Origin of the sequence: Trichococcus flocculiformis, from assembly GCF_963662535.1 — a bacterium.
Taxonomy (GTDB): Bacteria; Bacillota; Bacilli; order Lactobacillales; family Aerococcaceae; genus Trichococcus; species Trichococcus flocculiformis.
In genome coordinates this window covers 1,193,644-1,211,170 of the sequence record NZ_OY759718.1, presented here as the reverse complement: position 1 = coordinate 1,211,170, position 17,527 = coordinate 1,193,644, and the positions used below count along the sequence as shown (strand labels likewise).

Here is a 17,527-nt window from a genome sequence, read left to right as displayed (position 1 = left end):
AAAAAAAGCCCGCCTCGATTTGAGAAGGACTGGGTAGATTGGTGGGGGCTGCGGTGACGCCGTGCCAGCTCCTGTGAGGGGGTTGTCTGCCGGAGGAGAAGATCCAAAAAGATTATTACCTCCGACCACCGCGGTTTCGCCGGAGTTCAGTCTCCCGAAACACAACGTCCTCCGGCGAACATTCGCTCACCGGAACTGAGATCGCTGGCAAAACACCCTTCTCCGGCAAGGGCTTTCCTCCGGGCAGGGGCTTCCCTGCCGGAGGAAATCATCCAAAAAGATCATCACCTCCGACCACCGCGGCTTCGCCGAAGTTCGGCCGCCCGCAACACACCCTCCTCCGGCTAGCATTCGCTCACCGGAGGAGAGTTACCAGGCGCAACACTTTTTTCCGACGGGCGTTAGCTCCGTCGGAGCTGGCACGAAAAAAAACAAGCACACCCCAGTCTCGGAGGTATGCTTGTTATACAGTATCAATCCCTACACATTTTCATTTGCGAAGGCAATTACTTCGTCACGAAGCTTTTCATTTGCCAAACCATCAAGTGATTCGACAAATTTCCAGACCTCTTGACGGTCATACGTTGTGGCTTTTCCAACAAATATTTTTTCGAACACTTGATTGTCGGACAATTGGCCATCGACCAGCAATTCCTCGTAGAGTTTTTCGCCGGGGCGGATGCCTGATTCCACGATCGGAATTTCAGCCTCCGTGTAACCGGACAACTTGATCATTTTGCGTGCCAGGTCAGAAATTTTGACAGGTTCACCCATATCCAAGATGAAGATCTCTCCACCTTTGGCCAGAACGCCAGCCTGCAGAACCAGACGGCTTGCTTCCGGTATCGTCATGAAGTAGCGGATCATGCGCATATCGGTAACAGTGACTGGGCCGCCGTTTTCGATCTGTTCTTTGAAGACGGGGATGACGCTGCCGCGACTTCCCAAGACATTCCCGAATCGCACGGCGGCGAATTTAGTTTTGCCTGGTTCATTTAATGAAGTGACCAGGATCTCGGCGATACGCTTCGTCGAACCCATAACATTTGTCGGACGGACAGCTTTATCGGTGGAGATCATCACGAAACTCTTCACGCCAGCTGCTTTGGCAGCTTCCGCCATGTTTTTTGATCCGTAGACATTATTTTTGATGGCTTCATGCGGATTGTATTCCATCAGCGGCACATGCTTGTGCGCAGCCGCATGGAATACGTGATCTGGTTTGTATTTCTTCATTACTTGGAAAATCCGGTCGCGGTCTTGGATATCCGCGATGATAGGGATAATGTTGATCGTGCGCCCATATAAGTTCCGTAATTCTTTATCAATCAGATAAATCGAATTTTCACCGTGACCCAATAAAATCAGCGTTTTCGGACTGAATTTCGCGATTTGACGGCAGATTTCCGATCCGATCGAACCACCGGCGCCACTTACCAAGACCACTTCATTTTCCAACTGCTCGGCGATTTTTGTACGATCCAACTGCACTTCTTCGCGTCCCAACAAATCGACAACATCGATGTTCCGAAGGCGGCTGACAGTCAGTTTCCCTTTCAGGACATCCTCGATACGTGGCATTTGATTGACTTTCACATTTGCCTGATTGCAGTAATCCAAAATGGCTTCCAACTCCGGCGGCTTCAATGATGGGATGGCAATCGTCACTTGATCGATGGCGAACTCCTTCACCAGTGCTGGGATATCTTCTTTCGTACCGACTACCGGAATGTCGAATAAACGAGAATTCGCTTTATTTCTGTCGCCATCCACGATGCCGACGATTTCGATTTCACTTGGGTTCCGCAGGATGCTGTTGATGAAGATGCTGCCTCCAGCACCCGCACCGACAACCAACGTCCGGACCGCTTTATCAGCCGGCAATTTCGTCCTTTTGAGCTTACCTTCGTTCCATTCATGATACAAACGCCATACCACACGCGAACCCGGTATGAAGACCAAGCTGAACATGTACATCAAGAAGATGTAACGGAAGCTGATACCTTTGATGAATAATAAGGTAATGACTGCTGAAATCGCATAAGAAATCGTCATCAAAATCGTTGACTTCCCGACTTCATAAACACTCGTGTAACGGATAATCCTTGAAAACAAATGATACCTTAGCCCGAGCACAATGTAACTGCCGATACAGACACCTACCATGACATAGAAAAACGCATTCGGTGGTGCAATATACGTTTGGATCAACCAATAGGCCAACAATGCAGATATGAAAATAAAAAGTGAATCCAACAAAATTAAAACAACCGATTTTTGTTTGCGTGATAAATTACGCGTCATAACTCCGTACTCCTCCTAAACAAACTTCCTTTATTCCTTTAAGATTTTCCACAACATCCCTTCTGCGTATCCAATCAAAATGGAGCCTTCGAATCAACGATTTCCCCTTCATTTGGATCCGGCTTTAGAGATGACATTCTTTTATGATTTTTCTATTGCATAAGACCCTTCACAAGGAAACCAACAGATGAATAAAATTCCCCTACTGTAGAATATTGTACTATATTTTTTGTGAAATAACTATAATTATTTTACTGAAATTCCGAATAAATATCAATGATAGCAGCCATATCGTTTGTGATTATGAAAAACGCACGTCCCTGCCCGATGGATGGTGACCATGCGGGTAGGGACGTGCGTTCATTTGGTTCTTGAGCCGGAGAAAAGCATCCAGAGGAGAGTTTCCTGCTCCGATTAGACTGGGCTCGCCGGAGTTGGATTACAGGAAAATGGCTGTTCTCCGGCGAGCATTCGTTCGTAGGAGTTGCGCTTGTTATGCGGATGTTTTTCTTCGATAAGGATAGCGTTCGTCGGAGCTGAGCACACCTTTGGCGTTATAACTCACGGATGATGTCCTCCAATGCATTTTCATAGGCATCCAGATTTTCTCTGATGATATTGTCCGCAATCAGATTTGTGATCGCCTGCATATCGATGCGCGCCAGGTCGGCTTCTTTGATCGAGACGGCGATGCCGCGGCGCTTCAGTTCTTCGATGTTTTCGGTGTCTTCCAGTACGCCTTCCCTATCTATCAGCACTAGGTTCCTTTTTGAAAGCAGGGCTTCCGATATCGTGCCCCAGCCGGCTTTGGCGATGACGATGTCGCTGGCGGCGAGATAGTTGTGGGTATCGAAGGTATCGATCGGAAGTTCGATGACGGTAGCGTTGCCGGTAGCGGTGATGTTGATGCCGTTGGTCGCGAAGATGGTACCGTCATAGTTGTCGATTTGGATATTCAGTAGACTGGCGGATTTGCCGCAAGTGATGAAGATGCTCGTACCGTATTGAGCTTTGATGGCGGCGATGCGGTTGGTATCGAAGCGTCGGCAGATGAAGCCGATTTGTTTTCTTGGAACATGTAGTTTAGGTGCCGGCAGCATCAGGTCGTATTCGATGAAGAGGTCAAGTTTGGCATATACTTCCCGGAAGCGCTCAATGAGGGTGTCGGAAAGACCGAGGAACTCGTACTGCTCGCACCAGGTGAAGTTGGCGATGCCGATGTTGCGCACACCCAGTTGATCCCCCACTTGGATGCCGATGGCGCTGATGTCACTGATGACACAGGCGACGGGCAGATCGCGCAGAATGGTGACTTCCGCAGCAACGGCGGTATCCCACTCGGCCATGAAACCGGTCAGTTCGTGCTCGAGGCGTGGGATGTCGACCTGCAGGCTGTTCTCCTTGTTGACCAGGCCAACTTCGGTGCGGATGTCCCTGTAGGTCACGCGGTCACCGAAGCGCGCGAGGTAAACGCGGGCGAAGCTGTTCTGATAGGTGCCGCTCGCGAGATAGATTAAATGATCGGTTGTTTCCAAAAGTTCCTCGATGATCGCCAGGCAGCGGGTCATGTGTCCGAAGCCATGGGATGATGCGTAGAATGCAATGTATTGGTTATCCATGAGTCACCTCCACTATTGATTTTATTTCTTATTCAAAATCCGATTTAAATCAGTTCTATAAAATTCCAATAATTCATATAAGTATCCTTAACCCTATCACATGCCTTCTTGTTCTCAGATATACCTAATTTGATTCTCCCATTCCGTTTCTTAAGCTGATAGCAAAGGCTAAGTTATATAAAATTAGGAGCAAACGCAAAGCCACTGCTTCAGTACCGAACTCAATATCTCCCCCATGAAGTATTGCATGCCGACTTATAGGTGAATCGATTTCTTTTCCATGTTCAAAACTAACAAGCATCCGTTTTTCTATTATTTCTTGCAGAGATTCTATTTCATCTATATCTATTAATTCATTGATATATTCTTTCATGTGCTTTCCATTCATGCGCCCTTTATGCTGAAACCCTCTCGCTATCATACCTTCAATTAAAGTAAATAGTGTTGGTACTATTAGAAAAAACAGCTTATGCGTATAGCCATATTCTATTTGGTTTAGTATCTCTTTATATTCTTTAGTTGAATCCATATCTATCAAATCACTTATGATTTGATTTCGTAAGTCTGCACCATAGTATTCTGTAAAAAAGTCATCTAATTCTTTAGTTTCAGATGGCTTTTCATCCAATTCAATTAATTTCTCAAAAAATTCTTTACTCACGTATAAATCATAAGCAATAAACCAGTCATATTTTGATGCAATCAATGAGGCCTTCTCTTTTGCATTTAGATATTCTCTACGTTCTACTAGGAAGTTATTAACTGTTTCTGACCATTGTGCTGTCATTGCTAGTATTTGCGCTGCTATTGGAGCATATAATTCTCCTATTCTTTTACTTAACTGTTGAAATGATTTTGTTACATCAATCATATTTTTTTGAAAAGGTTTGAGAGATTGCACTAATGATTCTGTTAATTCTTTTATTTCCCTTTCCATTTCAAGAAAAAAAATAGTGAATACACTTTCCCCAGGTGCTTTAGTTGATTTTCTATTCTCCAAAATCTCATTAGCAATTTTTTCTAAATCAGCATCACTTAATTCTCTATATTCATCTAGAGTAAAACCCTCAATGATTTCTCCATTGCGAATTAAATCTCTAAATCTTTCTTTCTCCGAATCATAGTTTTTTTTCAATCCTTTATAGGCTATATATAAGCTTAAGCTAAAAAAATGTTGTACACTAACCAAGCGTCCATCACTTAACCATAGTTGCTTATACTTCTGATATTCTAATTTTGAATTCATTTTTAATTTATCACCACTTTCAAAATAAATTAGTCATTATAAAGATCTTAACTTTGATCTAAATTAAGATCTTTCATCAAATCTTCATAGGCCTTTGATTTAGCAAAATTGTCAGGGTCTGCTTTTACTTTATCAACTATCTTTGACATCTGGTTCTCACTTATATTATCTAATTTCTGTTTTGCTAAATCTAAAATTTCAGTAAGCTCATTTCCACAGACACTCTGTACTATTTGATTTCTTGCTTCAATACGACCATTTCCATTATGAATTTCAGTATTTTCCCAATACTCCTCAGGGCCTTTACTATATAATGTAAACAAAATAATCCCCATCATGTTTGTAATCGTTGCTTGTGAATTCAACTGTTTATTAAAAAAAGTATAAATTATTATTCCCCTGTGGAAGGTAGCATGTGGTCTTAACTCTGCATTTGATTTTTCAACATCAAGCAAATCATCAAAAAAGAAAATATGATTTTCAACCCCATCTATTTCCGAGTTTTTTTTCAACAAGTATTCTCTCATACATTTTTCTTTTTTTATCAGATTATCTAGTGTATTCATGTCCACTCCATATGCATCATGGTTCTTCACAAAATCCAGAATATCTAAATATAGACTTCGCCAACTGACAGAGGTTATGAAGTAATATGTTTCTTGATCATAATTAAACTCCTTTTTACTATCAATCATGTACGGATAAAAAAACTTATTTGCAAATTTCGTTTCATATGCACTGAAGAGATCCTCACATGCTCCACAAAGCATGTAATGTTTTTCTCCATCCTGCACTATCCTGTTAGGATTATCCATATTTCTAATTGCTCCAAATGAAGTTTTTTTTAAATACCTAATTACAAATTTAGGAACTATATGGCTCAGTTCTAACTCTTTAAATTCATGACACAACGCGCAATTTCCTTTGGGCATGTATACATCTCCCCTCACTCATATCATTCACTTAGGATGAACTTCCAGCAAAATTCAACGCAATTAAACCTAAATTAACAGAAATGCCATTAAGTTTGTGCAGTTTTATGAAACCTTTTACACCTTTACATATCATAAGGCATCCCTCCTTCATAAGTTTCGCTGGCTTATGGTGTTCATCCACGGGCATTTGGAAGCCCATCCTAAGCAAATGATCATCTGCTGTTATCATTAAATCATCTCACCAACTCATCCATCAACTCCAACAACGCCCCTCTATGCTGCACAATTTCCAAGCTGTTCACATTCTGAATTAGTGCTATATGGAGTCGCTCTGACCTATCTATTAATGAGTTTATTATATGGATGCATTCTTTTTGCGTCTCATTAAGAGATTCCATTTTGCTCTTGATAATGTCTGGTGAAGATTGATCCAACATGAAAAATAGTCTTCCCATCAGTCCCACCCAAACATCCGATATCTGAATTAACCGTTCTTCTTTAGAGTCCAAGAATTTATAATTGGATATCTTCTTACCATTTAAAGTAAAAATAGTATTCTCTAATGATGACTCTGCTTCAGCCTCCCCATCAAAGTAATGCATAGAATCTTTATAAAACGCACACCGTCCGTCTCTTAAGCCTGAGTAATCCTCTACTAATAACCCCGGTGTATTATCTTCGATGAACAGTAACTCTTCCTTGCGGCCGTTTGCTTTAAGTAATTGTTGGAAATTTTCTAAATAAAAATCTTCATCGCCATAAGACTGAATTAGACCACTCAAGTCATAGCAAAAACCCTTAATATCTGCCTTCGCTAAACTTGGATAATTGTAACTATAAAATATAGGCAAGATTTCATCTAAATGGGTTACAACGAATCTATGCAAGCTGGCCTTTAAACTTCGCTCCCATTCTGGTCCAAAATTAAACTGTGGCTGGGTGACAAATATAGAATCAATCATATCTACAATGGAGAAGTACATATTATTCAAAGTAGCAAAATGAACATAGAGTCCACTGTCTCCAAGCCATTTAAGGTACTGCTGAATTGGTCTCTTTTGTATTGTTTTCCAGAAGTCTACTCCTCTACCAGCTAATGTCTTAAACTTAATTTCAGATGTTTTAATTTTCAATTCATCAAATAATGTATCTATCTCAGATGGAGGCACATCGCCTTTAAACAACACCCCGCCGAGAATAAAGTCATTTGAGATACCTTCGTCTGCATTCACACCATTCTCAGTCAGTTTAAACTTCCGAACATTTCTAGTCTCATCATAATAAAAGCTATACTTCCCATCAAATAGTGGGATACCTGAAAGCTCGCTGCATATTTTTCTGTATTCATTTACATCCATATTACTCACCTATCCAGCTTTCTATTTTATTGATATATTTGGAAGTGATAACGTCTAATGAATCTGAAAGCCTTTGGCGTCTTCTCTCTTATGTAACTTTCCAAATGTAAATTGAAAATAACCCCGCTTTACAATCGCTACAATCCTTATAGATATTTTACTATATTAACAAAAATTTAACTATACTATTTTTAATTATAACCTAATAAAATTGTGAATACAGTAACTATCTCTTAAATCATACTTGCTAACAGCTCACTGTAGGCCTTTCCATAATCTTTTCATCGATGTAATCAACCTTGATAGGGATCTGGACCAGCTTCAGGCCGCCATCAGCCACTCTGAAAACAGCGGTCGTTCGGAAACGATCCAGTTATTCGATAGGAATCATTTTTACTATTTGGAGCATCCGTCGACAAAGGCCGAACTGCTTAATAGCATGGTTGGAAAGCTTGTAGAGGACAAGTATGCTCCAGAAGACTTTTTGGCAAGCATCCTGGAAAGGGAAGAACTTGGCCAAACTAATCTCAACAATATTTTGGCCATTCCGCATCCAATGTCATTGATGGCGTTCAAGTCGGTTGTCCCTATTGCTGTAATACCGAACGGCATCGATTGGGGAGACGGCCACCTTGTGAAATTCGTCTTCCTGTTTTCAATATCCCAGCAAGGCTATGCGAATACAGAGTATATTTATGACTTATTGCTGGAATTGATGGATCAGACTGAGAAACAGGAACAGATTATGAGTACCCCTTGCTTTGAAAATTTCATGTCTGTCATTGAGAACTTGACTGTTGTGTCCTAATAGCCCAGCTCCGACGAGCAGCTCTCTCGCCGGAGCTGAGCATCCAAAAAGCTACCTACCTCCGGTCAGCATGGCTTCATCGTACTTCAGGAGTGCGAAAATCGACTAGTTCCGGCCAAAACATTCCCCCACCAGTGACAGTAAACAGACATAACCAATGAGTGTCACCGACGTTACCACAAGGCTGTTTCCTCCGAGCAACTCCCCTTCGGCCAGAGGAGCAGATTCCAATAGACAATCACCTCCGACCACGGCGGCTTCGCCGGAGTTGGTCCGCCCGGCAATCCTTCTCCTCCGGCCAGCATTCGCTCACCGGAGGTAGCGGCTCGATAGTCGCTCTGCTCCGGTTAGGACGCTCTTGCCGGAGTTGGTGCATCCACAGACTGAAGTGATACGGCCAACGGGCCTTTGTCGGAGTTGAGACGCTGACGGTTTTGCTAATAGCCTTGCAAAATATCCCTGTCGTAGATTGCATCGGCAGTGCGGAGGCCGTCATCCCACCAGTTGCGCAGAATGCTGTCGAGGTAGGCGTAGGATTTTGCGCCGTATCGTCCGGCCCGCATGAATGCGTACAAGATGATTTCTTCGTCGCCAAAAAACCTGGCCCATTGCTGGAGGCCTTCGTGGATATTGGTGGTATAAGGGATTTGCTCACCAAAATGGGCAATCCATTTCTTTTGCCAGTAGTCGAAGTCCGTTTGCTGATTTTTTTCTTTTCTATTTACTTGAGTATCTTCTTCATCCTCTTCCAAAAGATCTTTTGAATGGCTGGTTGTAAGATTGTTATTAGTAACACTGTTACTATTAGGAGTACGGTTCTCCATACGAGTCGATCCCATCGAGGGGTCTTGCTTGGCGGTAAAATCAGGCAACGGATTTTCAAGCTCCGTTGCCATTTCTGTCGTCTTAGCAGCTTTGGCCACTGTTTGGCTGAGCACATACAGGTTATTGGTGAATTTCCCTTCAGGCGTAGAATGTTTCCGGATGACGATATACCCTTTCTCGATCAGACATTTTTTATGCTTCTGGAAGCGCTCCTTGCCGATGCTCAGATCATAGCAGATCAGATCGACGGAAGGATACGCCGTGTCGCTCGCCCCGGCATACGAAGCAATGTAAGAATAGATTGCCTTTGCTTCAACCGTCAGATCCTTGTCCTTCATCACCAGCTTCGCAATATGCCCATACCCCATCGAAAAGATATCAATCTCATTCGTCTCATTCATCATCACTCTACCTGCTTCCTTTTATGATATTGGCTGAATCGACAGCGGATTTCCCACCATCGTTTCTTGCCTCTACTACAAAAGACGGCAAAGATAATCGGGGTGTAACCCCCCTCTTCCGGAAATTTTATTCATGCAGGAAAGCTAAGCTTTGATAAAAGAAGGGTGCGGCGAACACATTGGCTTCTTGCGTTTCGTTCTCAGTTACCTTTGCTGATGAGTATTGCATCCGATTGAGCTACTATTGCGGGTGATAGAGCCAGCAAATGTGGGGAACAGAGCCACCTGTGTTTATTTTGCCACAAACACCACTCACTGTAGGCGACGTTCAGTTGTTCTTATAAGTTGGTGGTAACATGCTGTGCACTTAGTGGTACATTGCCTTACCGAAGCTGGTAAAAGTTAATGCAGAGGTGGTGTCAGTGGAATGCCATAATAAGGATTTGGGGATCCGAAATGTTTATCACCTCAGGCGAATGCCGAGTTTTTGGGAGGTGAGGGTTTGTGGGAATCTGAATTAGGTGAATCTTCGGTCAACAAATTCTTTCCGGAGGAGAGTGGTTGATGGGAGTCTGTCCTCCGGACTGGATAATGTTGGTCGGAGTTCTAAGAATAGCTGGAACCCTTCTATACAACAAGAGGCACAGCCCGAAACTTGGGATGTGCCTCTTGTTGTGTGAACTTATGATTGCCTTACGCTTTGAGTGCCAGTGCGGCGTCAGTAGGTTCAGGTGGATTTGTGCGGATGTTCAATTTGTGGTCTACTTCTCTGAGCAGCAGATCCAGGAATTCTTGATGGTACGCCTCTTTTTTGCGTGCAGGAATGCATTTCATGAAGGCAGTCAGGTTCTCAATGGCCTGGCTGAAATTACTTGCGTCTTCATCTGTATTGAATATATACTCGCGGCGTAGGTTCTCTTCTGTGTTCATGTAGTAAACGAAAAATGTTTTGTCATAGTTGCTGACACCACAATAAGGTGCGACTAGTTTGAAATTTGACATTCTGTTGTAATCCCCCAAATTTGTAATTTTCCCTAAATTTAATTAGAACGCTTATAATTAATGCTAGATCAATAGTCTTTATCCATTCCTCCTCCTTATCATTTGTTCAAGATTGAGCATTTTAACTGTTTAATAGCTTCCCCCAAGCAATTTGTCCTCGTCAGCCTGCTTCTCTTTCTTCTTCAGGCATCGCCTCGTAAACAATCAATTCATACTCTTTGTTTTTGATGCTTAGTTCCAGAAATTCTTGGTGATAGAGTTGTTCTTTCCCTTTCGGAACGTTGACCATAAACTCGAGCAAATTTTTTGCCGCATTGCAGAACTCCTGCGCATCCTTGATGTTACTAAAAACGTATGCCCTTACCAAATCTTCTGTTTGCAGATAATAAACATTGACAGTATTTTCTTCTCTGTATATTCCACAGTAAGGCGAAATCACTTCAAAGTCCATATTGCACCCCCCTAACAAAATTTTTGAGCCTACCAAAGGAAAGAATACGCTTTCATGTTGCCGCAAAATATAAATTTCACCGGAAACCTTGGGGGTACTCCAACACAAAAATTATTCCAATTTAGTTTATTGAAATTCTATCTTTGCAATAACAATTCAGTTCGTTTTTCTTTCCTTAGTTGACTCTGTAGATATAATAACACATGTAGATTTAAATTAAAAGCAATTTTTTGAAAATAATTTAATTTATATTTAAGTTAAACAAACATCCAGAAAAGGCTTAATAAAGGGAATTAGTTAGCCTTAACGTTTACTATACATCAATATTCGAATAAATAAGATAACAAGAAACTGGATTTCCCTTTTGCTCTTTGAGAAGTTACCCTATTGATCACACTAGTCTAAAGTAAATGCATCACATCAGTATGCACCTACTTCAGACAAAGAGTAATCGTGGTCAAATTGACTATATCAAGTGGCGGATAAATTCAAGCTGTATCCAGAGCATTCACATCATTAGAAATATGTACTGTGCTTCTAGTACACTGGCCTATCCTTCATTACCTCAGAGCGGCAAAATTGCACACATCCGAAGAACGGCGTTTTTCTTTTTTCGGGCACTTCTACATTACTGAAACGGTTGTCCCAGCCACTGTAGTATTGTTTTCGCTCTCCCTAGATAGCTCTTTCCCAAGCGCAATGATGAAGTCCTTCAGTTTATCTTTGACTTCGGGATGGTTCAGGCCGTAGTTGATGCTGGTGGTCATGAAACCGAACTTATCCCCCACATCATAGCGGGTTCCCTCGAAACGTTTCGCGAAGACGCGCTGGGTTTGGTTGAGAGTGTCGATGGCATCGGTCAGCTGGATCTCTCCGCCTGCACCAGGAGCCTGGTTCTCAAGAATTTCGAAGATTTCTGGCGTCAATAAGTAACGTCCGATAATGGCCAAATTGCTTGGCGCTTCTTCTGCTTTTGGTTTTTCCACGAATCGGCTGACATTGTATAACCCTGGTTCCAATTCGGAGTCGATATCGATTATGCCGTACTTGGATGTCTCTTCCTGAGGTACCGCCATAACTGCAATATTCGATGCATGCGTGCGTTCATAGGCATTGATCAATTGTTTCGCCAATGGCACTTCATCCTGCATCAAATCATCCCCTAGCATGACTACGAATGGTTCATCCCCTACGAAGGCTTTCGCCTGAAGGACCGCATGTCCTAGCCCTAACGGATAGGATTGGCGTACAAAATGGATACGGACACCAGTCGACTCCTGAACCAAGGCTAAAAGTTCATCCTTGCCCTTTTCGCGTAAATTCATCTCCAACTCAACATTAGAGTCAAAATGGTCCTCAATAGCGCGTTTACTTTTGCCGGTGACGATCAGGATTTCTTCGATGCCGGAAGCGATGGCTTCCTCGACGATAAATTGGATGGTCGGCTTATCAACGATCGGCAACATTTCCTTCGCCATGGCCTTTGTAGCCGGTAAAAAACGCGTGCCGAATCCGGCCGCTGGAATCACTGCTTTTCTGACTTTTTGCATATGAACGATTGCTCCTTTGATATAAAAGTGAAATATACCTAAAAATTTTAAGCGCTTACTCCTGGTATGATAAAGAATCCAAAATAAGCACATAATGGGCTTGTTCTGGATTCTTTACACCCTACGGTTGTTTAGTTTTCGTGGAATAGGTCTCTTGTATAAACCTTCTCAGCCACATCAGCTAATTCTTCCGCAAAGCGATTAGACACGATTACATCAGAAATTCCTTTGAATTCGTCAAAGTCTTTGATTACTCTAGAATTATAGAAATCATCTTCATCAAGCGCTGGTTCGAATACTACCACTTCGATTCCTTTTGCTTTGATTCGTTTCATGACACCTTGAATTGCTGATTGACGGAAATTATCAGAGTCCATTTTCATCGTTAATCTATAGATTCCGACTACCTTAGGGTCTCGCTTGATGATCATATCAGCAATATGGTCTTTCCGAGTTCTATTAGCGTCAACGATAGCTGACATAATATTTTGAGGAACATCAGCATAATTAGCCAATAATTGTTTTGTATCTTTCGGTAAGCAGTATCCGCCATAGCCAAATGATGGGTTATTGTAGTGTGTTCCAATACGTGGATCCAAGCCTACACCTTCGATGATCTGTTTCGTATTCAATCCTCGTACTTCTCCATAGGAGTCCAGTTCATTGAAGTACGCAACTCTCAAAGCCAAATAGGTATTAGCGAATAATTTAATTGCTTCAGCTTCAGTAGAATCCGTGTATAGAATATTAATATTCTCTTTAAGGGCACCTTCAGCCAGCAACTCTGCAAATACTTTTGCTCGCTCTGATTGTTCCCCTACGACAATACGTGAAGGATATAAGTTATCATACAAAGCTTTTCCTTCTCTTAAGAATTCGGGAGAAAATATTATGTTGTTGGTTTCAAATTTTTCTTTAATGCTTTCCGTATAACCAACTGGCACTGTTGACTTAATTACCATAACAGCATCAGGATTGATTGATAAAACGTTCGCAATTACTGCCTCGACGGTTCTAGTATTAAAATAGTTTTTCTCTGCGTCATAGTTTGTAGGAGTAGAGATAATAACATATTCCGCATCTTTATACGCTTTATAGCTATCGGTGGTTGCCGTTAAATTCAAATCTTTAGTTACCAGATACTCTTCAATCTCAGTATCTGCAATTGGTGATTGACGGTTATTAATCATATCGACCTTTTCTTGGATAATATCCACTGCCATAACTTCATTATTTTGTGCAAGTAGAATAGCATTTGATAATCCTACATAACCAGTTCCTGCAATTGTAATTTTCATTTTACTAGTATCCCCTTATCACACCATTTGTAAAAAAAACATCCAAAGTTAATTGATGAAACCTTTAAATTCAATTAATTTTCCACTTGATAGTATTCAAGATACCAATCCACAAATTTTTGGAGACCATCTTCAATACTAGTAGAAGGTTTAAAGTTTATGTCTCGCTCAAGATCAGACACATCAGCATATGTTCTTAAAACATCCCCAGGCTGCATATCCATATAAACTTTCTCTGCCTCTTTGCCGAGAGCAGACTCTAAAGCATTAATGAACCGCATGAGAGGGACCGGATTATTGTTACCGATATTATAAATTTTATATGGAGCAAAACTCGAACTCAGTTCATCCTTGCTTTCATCCCAATCCTTATTAGGGACTGGAGCTTTCTCAATCAGCTTAACAATCCCTTCCACAATATCATCGATATAAGTAAAGTCTCTTTCCATCTTCCCATGATTAAAGACTTTTATTGGATTCCCAGCAAGAATGTCTTTAGTGAATGAAAAGTATGCCATATCTGGTCGACCATAAGGACCGTATACTGTAAAGAATCTAAGGCCTGTTGTAGGTATTCCATAAAGATGGCTATAAGTATGAGCCATCAGTTCATTCGATTTTTTTGTTGCTGCATAAAGAGAAACCGGATGATCCACATTGTGATTTGTTGAGAATGGCGCTACTTTGTTGCCACCATAGACTGAGCTTGAAGATGCATATAGGAGATGCTCAACGGGATAATTTCTGCAAGCTTCAAGGATGTTCATAAAACCAATTAAATTTGAATCAACATAGGCGTGCGGATTTTCGATAGAGTATCTAACCCCTGCTTGAGCTGCTAGATTGATAACATGTGTAAATTTATGTTTACTGAAAATATCATCAATTTCAATCTTATTTTTTAAATCTGATTTGTAAAACACAAAGTTACTATACTTTTTTAATATATTAAGACGGTCTTCCTTTAGGCCTCTATCGTAGTAGTCATTAACATTATCCAATCCTATTATTAAATAACCCTGCATTAATAAATATTTTGAAAGATGAAATCCCACAAATCCAGCCGCTCCTGTTATTAAAATTTTCGAATTATTATGTTCCATAGTTTCTATATCCTTTCAAATAAAGTAAGTGTATAAACTCACATATAATTTTTATATTAAATTTAAACGATCTTAACGATTTCATGTGTTAGAATTTTCTTTCTGGGTATTGCTATTAGTAATTACAGTATAATATCAAAGTTTAGTACTTATTTTAGGTCTGCTACATTTGTTCTACTCCTAACTACTTTACAGGGATTTCCGAAAGCAATGGAATATTCCGGAATTGATTTAGTGACAACACTCCCAGCCCCAATTACACAGCCTCTAGCTATTTTAACACCATCTAAAACAGTAACACCATTTCCAATCCAAACATCATCTCCAATTTCTATACCTTTAAAATTAACGCCTTGTGTTTTGATTGGCTTATCTACATCTAGAAAGTTATGATTGAAAGCCATCAAAGAACAGCGTGGTGCTATAGATACATTATTTCCAATAATTATGTTTCCTGGACCATATAACATTGAAAATGCATTTATTGATGTACCCTCCCCCACAATTATATTTCCGTTGGAGGGACTAATAATAGCATACGGCCCTAACCTACAACCACTCTGTAATATAACTTTACCATTCTTTTTTATTATACTTTTTTTAATTCTCACATTGTTAGCAATGTGTAAATTCGGATTAAATAAGGTTCTCCAATTATTTGAAAAAACGTGATAAAAATTAGCAATCAAATCAAAGATCTCCTTTATAATCAGGTTTAAAATTAATTTTCTTGAAAGCCATCGTTGGCCATTTCCATCCATTATACATAATTTGGACTATTAAATTGATTAAAATAAAGCCAACTAAATCCATGCCAAACATAAATCCAACTAGAATAAATACTAGTGAGAGTAAACTACTTAATAGATATGGCACAACAAAGGGCTGCTCGTTCCCAACTGCAATAAAACTAGTCGCTCTTTGATGGTTAGTTAGTACATACTGATAAATACAAAGCAGGACTAACAAATTACTTCCCAACAAATTTGTATTTGAATTCATTATATTTATAATAGCATGTCCAAACACAATTATTGTCAAGGAACCAATTAAATAGGTCAGAGATAGCATTACCGTAATGAATATATAAGTATTTTTTAACTTAGAGTAATTTCTCTGAACTTGAAACGAGCTTAGTTGCGGTAAATAAGTATTAAAGGGGATTACGGCGATACTAGTTACAATGGAGATTAGTTGCATACTCAAACTGTATCTAGCTGTAATATCCAAAGGTACAAATGCAGACAGTAGCAACAAACTTCCTTGCCCTTGAAGATAGTTACTGATTGTTACAAGTCCGATTTGTGAAGAATTTTTCCTTAAGGCTAAGTTAATCTGTTCATCACTTTTAGACCATATAGAATTTTCTACCATTGTAAAAATACTCCGTTTTGAGTTGATTAATTCATTTATGTGTTTTGATAGTTGGAATCTCAAAAATATTATACTTAAAAGATTAGCAAGTCCTAAGCCTATAAAACTAAGTCCCATATCAATGAATAATATTTGCATTAATATATATATAACTCTGTTGATAATACCCACAACTTCAATTTCTTTAATTTTCCCTAATCCTTTTATAAATGAGTTGTAGTAATTAAAATAAAAGCCTAATGCAATTCCAATAGAATAGATTTCCCAACCTATAACAACTTTTATGATTTCAATATCATTCGTTGAAATTCTGATTATATAAACGACCATTAAATTTAGAACAAAAAATACTATTAATGAAATTTTCTTATACATCTTTTTAGAAGTGATAAATAGTTTAAAAAGTAGTTCATAATTTGGAGAGCCATTTTCCTTTTTAGTGGGCATTCCCTCTATTGGTATTTCTTCAGCTCCAGAATAAGCGAATGTAGTGTATCTTGTTAGAACACTCCCTAAGCCAAAATCAAATAACGATGCTAACGCGCCTATGGACAAAAAGATAGCCCAAAGTCCATATTCTTCAGATGATACACTACTCAAAATGATTGGCAGAACTATTAGGTTAGATATCAATCTAAACCCATATCCTAAATAGCTGATAAAAACATCTACTTTCTTTATGTTAATCACTATTTTTTCCCAACCTTCTCACAAATTTTTTTTTGTTATTATTTTTGTTAATATTAAATTTTTCTTCCAAAAGTAATTTGTCAAAAGTACTTGAATCTCTATACTTAACAATTCTCATTGGATTTCCTACTACTACTGCATAATTTGGTACATCTTTACTTACTACACATCCACTTCCAACAATTGCACCTTTTCCAATTGTAACGCCTGGTAAAATGATTACAGAGTCACCAATCCAGCATCCTTCTCCAATTACAACATCCTCTACAAGATTAATGTGATCATATGGTATGGATTGTAAGTCAAATGAATCATAATTATGGTTTGATGTAAAAATTTTACATCTAGGGGCAAAAATAGATCCATCTTTTATAATTACTTTTGAATTTATTGTTGCATAGATAACCATATCCGAACCAAACTTCACATACTTTCCAATAAAAATATTACTTGGATTTTGTATATTTTTCATCGATAAGGGAATTACAGAATTATCTCCTACTGAACCGAATTTTTTTTTATTCAGCTTCATTATATATGAAAAAAGCAACTTATTAATCATT

At 39.7% G+C, this 17,527-nt stretch carries 15 protein-coding genes; 1 reads left to right on the top strand and 14 read right to left on the bottom strand.

The features are described from left to right. Window positions 1-480: 480 nt before the first annotated feature. From ACKPCD_RS05930 to ACKPCD_RS05910, 5 genes are all read right to left on the bottom strand, one after another. Window positions 481-2,304: a polysaccharide biosynthesis protein gene (locus ACKPCD_RS05930; protein WP_321434333.1), complete on the bottom strand. Its 1,824-nt coding sequence runs from the start codon at window positions 2,302-2,304 to the stop codon at window positions 481-483. Between the two features lie 554 nt (window positions 2,305-2,858). Continuing rightward, on the bottom strand, window positions 2,859-3,923 hold the full coding sequence (locus ACKPCD_RS05925) for a glycosyltransferase (RefSeq protein WP_321434332.1): 1,065 nt from the start codon (window positions 3,921-3,923) through the stop codon (window positions 2,859-2,861). A 124-nt stretch (window positions 3,924-4,047) separates the two neighbouring features. After that, on the bottom strand, window positions 4,048-5,169 hold the full coding sequence (locus tag ACKPCD_RS05920) for a hypothetical protein (protein ID WP_321434331.1): 1,122 nt from the start codon (window positions 5,167-5,169) through the stop codon (window positions 4,048-4,050). A 47-nt stretch (window positions 5,170-5,216) separates the two neighbouring features. Further along, window positions 5,217-6,101: a hypothetical protein gene (locus ACKPCD_RS05915; protein WP_321434330.1), complete on the bottom strand. Its 885-nt coding sequence runs from the start codon at window positions 6,099-6,101 to the stop codon at window positions 5,217-5,219. A gap of 236 nt (window positions 6,102-6,337) precedes the next feature. Continuing rightward, complete coding sequence (locus ACKPCD_RS05910; protein WP_321434329.1) at window positions 6,338-7,462, bottom strand: DUF3800 domain-containing protein; 1,125 nt, start codon at window positions 7,460-7,462, stop codon at window positions 6,338-6,340. Window positions 7,463-7,706: 244 nt separating this feature from the next. Here ACKPCD_RS05910 and ACKPCD_RS05905 point away from each other — a divergent pair, with 244 nt between their 5' ends. Continuing rightward, window positions 7,707-8,270 (top strand): PTS sugar transporter subunit IIA, encoded by a 564-nt coding sequence (locus tag ACKPCD_RS05905; protein ID WP_321434328.1) that lies wholly within the window; start codon window positions 7,707-7,709, stop codon window positions 8,268-8,270. Between the two features lie 437 nt (window positions 8,271-8,707). On the opposite strand, the gene ACKPCD_RS05900 is transcribed toward ACKPCD_RS05905, so the two are convergent. The 9 genes from ACKPCD_RS05900 to ACKPCD_RS05860 form a co-directional block, all read right to left on the bottom strand. Continuing rightward, window positions 8,708-9,499 carry a helix-turn-helix domain-containing protein gene (locus ACKPCD_RS05900; protein WP_321434327.1) on the bottom strand — a complete coding sequence of 264 codons (792 nt, stop codon included), beginning with the start codon at window positions 9,497-9,499 and terminating at the stop codon, window positions 8,708-8,710. Window positions 9,500-10,189: 690 nt separating this feature from the next. Beyond that, the gene (locus tag ACKPCD_RS05895) at window positions 10,190-10,498 is read right to left on the bottom strand and encodes a hypothetical protein (protein WP_321434326.1); all 309 of its coding nucleotides are present in this window, start codon (window positions 10,496-10,498) and stop codon (window positions 10,190-10,192) included. 160 nt (window positions 10,499-10,658) lie between these two features. Continuing rightward, on the bottom strand, window positions 10,659-10,949 hold the full coding sequence (locus ACKPCD_RS05890) for a hypothetical protein (protein WP_321434325.1): 291 nt from the start codon (window positions 10,947-10,949) through the stop codon (window positions 10,659-10,661). Between the two features lie 623 nt (window positions 10,950-11,572). Beyond that, window positions 11,573-12,499, bottom strand: coding sequence for a UTP--glucose-1-phosphate uridylyltransferase GalU (galU, locus tag ACKPCD_RS05885; protein WP_321434324.1), 927 nt, complete (start codon window positions 12,497-12,499; stop codon window positions 11,573-11,575). 131 nt (window positions 12,500-12,630) lie between these two features. Continuing rightward, the gene (locus tag ACKPCD_RS05880; RefSeq protein ID WP_321434323.1) at window positions 12,631-13,797 is read right to left on the bottom strand and encodes a nucleotide sugar dehydrogenase; all 1,167 of its coding nucleotides are present in this window, start codon (window positions 13,795-13,797) and stop codon (window positions 12,631-12,633) included. 74 nt (window positions 13,798-13,871) lie between these two features. Beyond that, window positions 13,872-14,900 carry an NAD-dependent epimerase gene (locus tag ACKPCD_RS05875; protein ID WP_321434322.1) on the bottom strand — a complete coding sequence of 343 codons (1,029 nt, stop codon included), beginning with the start codon at window positions 14,898-14,900 and terminating at the stop codon, window positions 13,872-13,874. 149 nt (window positions 14,901-15,049) lie between these two features. Continuing rightward, entirely contained in the window at window positions 15,050-15,589 is a 540-nt protein-coding gene (locus tag ACKPCD_RS05870; RefSeq protein ID WP_321434321.1) for an acyltransferase, read from the bottom strand. Window position 15,590: 1 nt separating this feature from the next. Continuing rightward, window positions 15,591-16,964 carry an O-unit flippase-like protein gene (wzx, locus tag ACKPCD_RS05865; RefSeq protein ID WP_321434320.1) on the bottom strand — a complete coding sequence of 458 codons (1,374 nt, stop codon included), beginning with the start codon at window positions 16,962-16,964 and terminating at the stop codon, window positions 15,591-15,593. Continuing rightward, on the bottom strand, window positions 16,957-17,526 hold the full coding sequence (locus ACKPCD_RS05860; RefSeq protein ID WP_321434319.1) for an acyltransferase: 570 nt from the start codon (window positions 17,524-17,526) through the stop codon (window positions 16,957-16,959). Before ACKPCD_RS05860 ends, wzx begins: the two co-directional genes overlap by 8 nt. Between the last annotated feature and the right edge of the window lies 1 nt (window position 17,527).

Bases quoted from the DNA above. Each gene is read 5' to 3' on its own strand.
- ACKPCD_RS05930 (WP_321434333.1), bottom strand. From the start codon at position 2,304: ATGACGCGTAATTTATCACGCAAACAAAAATCGGTTGTTTTAATTTTG.
- ACKPCD_RS05925 (WP_321434332.1), bottom strand. From the start codon at position 3,923: ATGGATAACCAATACATTGCATTCTACGCATCATCCCATGGCTTCGGA.
- ACKPCD_RS05920 (WP_321434331.1), bottom strand. From the start codon at position 5,169: ATGAATTCAAAATTAGAATATCAGAAGTATAAGCAACTATGGTTAAGT.
- ACKPCD_RS05915 (WP_321434330.1), bottom strand. From the start codon at position 6,101: ATGCCCAAAGGAAATTGCGCGTTGTGTCATGAATTTAAAGAGTTAGAA.
- ACKPCD_RS05910 (WP_321434329.1), bottom strand. From the start codon at position 7,462: ATGGATGTAAATGAATACAGAAAAATATGCAGCGAGCTTTCAGGTATC.
- ACKPCD_RS05900 (WP_321434327.1), bottom strand. From the start codon at position 9,499: ATGATGAATGAGACGAATGAGATTGATATCTTTTCGATGGGGTATGGG.
- ACKPCD_RS05895 (WP_321434326.1), bottom strand. From the start codon at position 10,498: ATGTCAAATTTCAAACTAGTCGCACCTTATTGTGGTGTCAGCAACTAT.
- ACKPCD_RS05890 (WP_321434325.1), bottom strand. From the start codon at position 10,949: ATGGACTTTGAAGTGATTTCGCCTTACTGTGGAATATACAGAGAAGAA.
- galU (WP_321434324.1), bottom strand. From the start codon at position 12,499: ATGCAAAAAGTCAGAAAAGCAGTGATTCCAGCGGCCGGATTCGGCACG.
- ACKPCD_RS05880 (WP_321434323.1), bottom strand. From the start codon at position 13,797: ATGAAAATTACAATTGCAGGAACTGGTTATGTAGGATTATCAAATGCT.
- ACKPCD_RS05875 (WP_321434322.1), bottom strand. From the start codon at position 14,900: ATGGAACATAATAATTCGAAAATTTTAATAACAGGAGCGGCTGGATTT.
- ACKPCD_RS05860 (WP_321434319.1), bottom strand. From the start codon at position 17,526: ATGATTAATAAGTTGCTTTTTTCATATATAATGAAGCTGAATAAAAAA.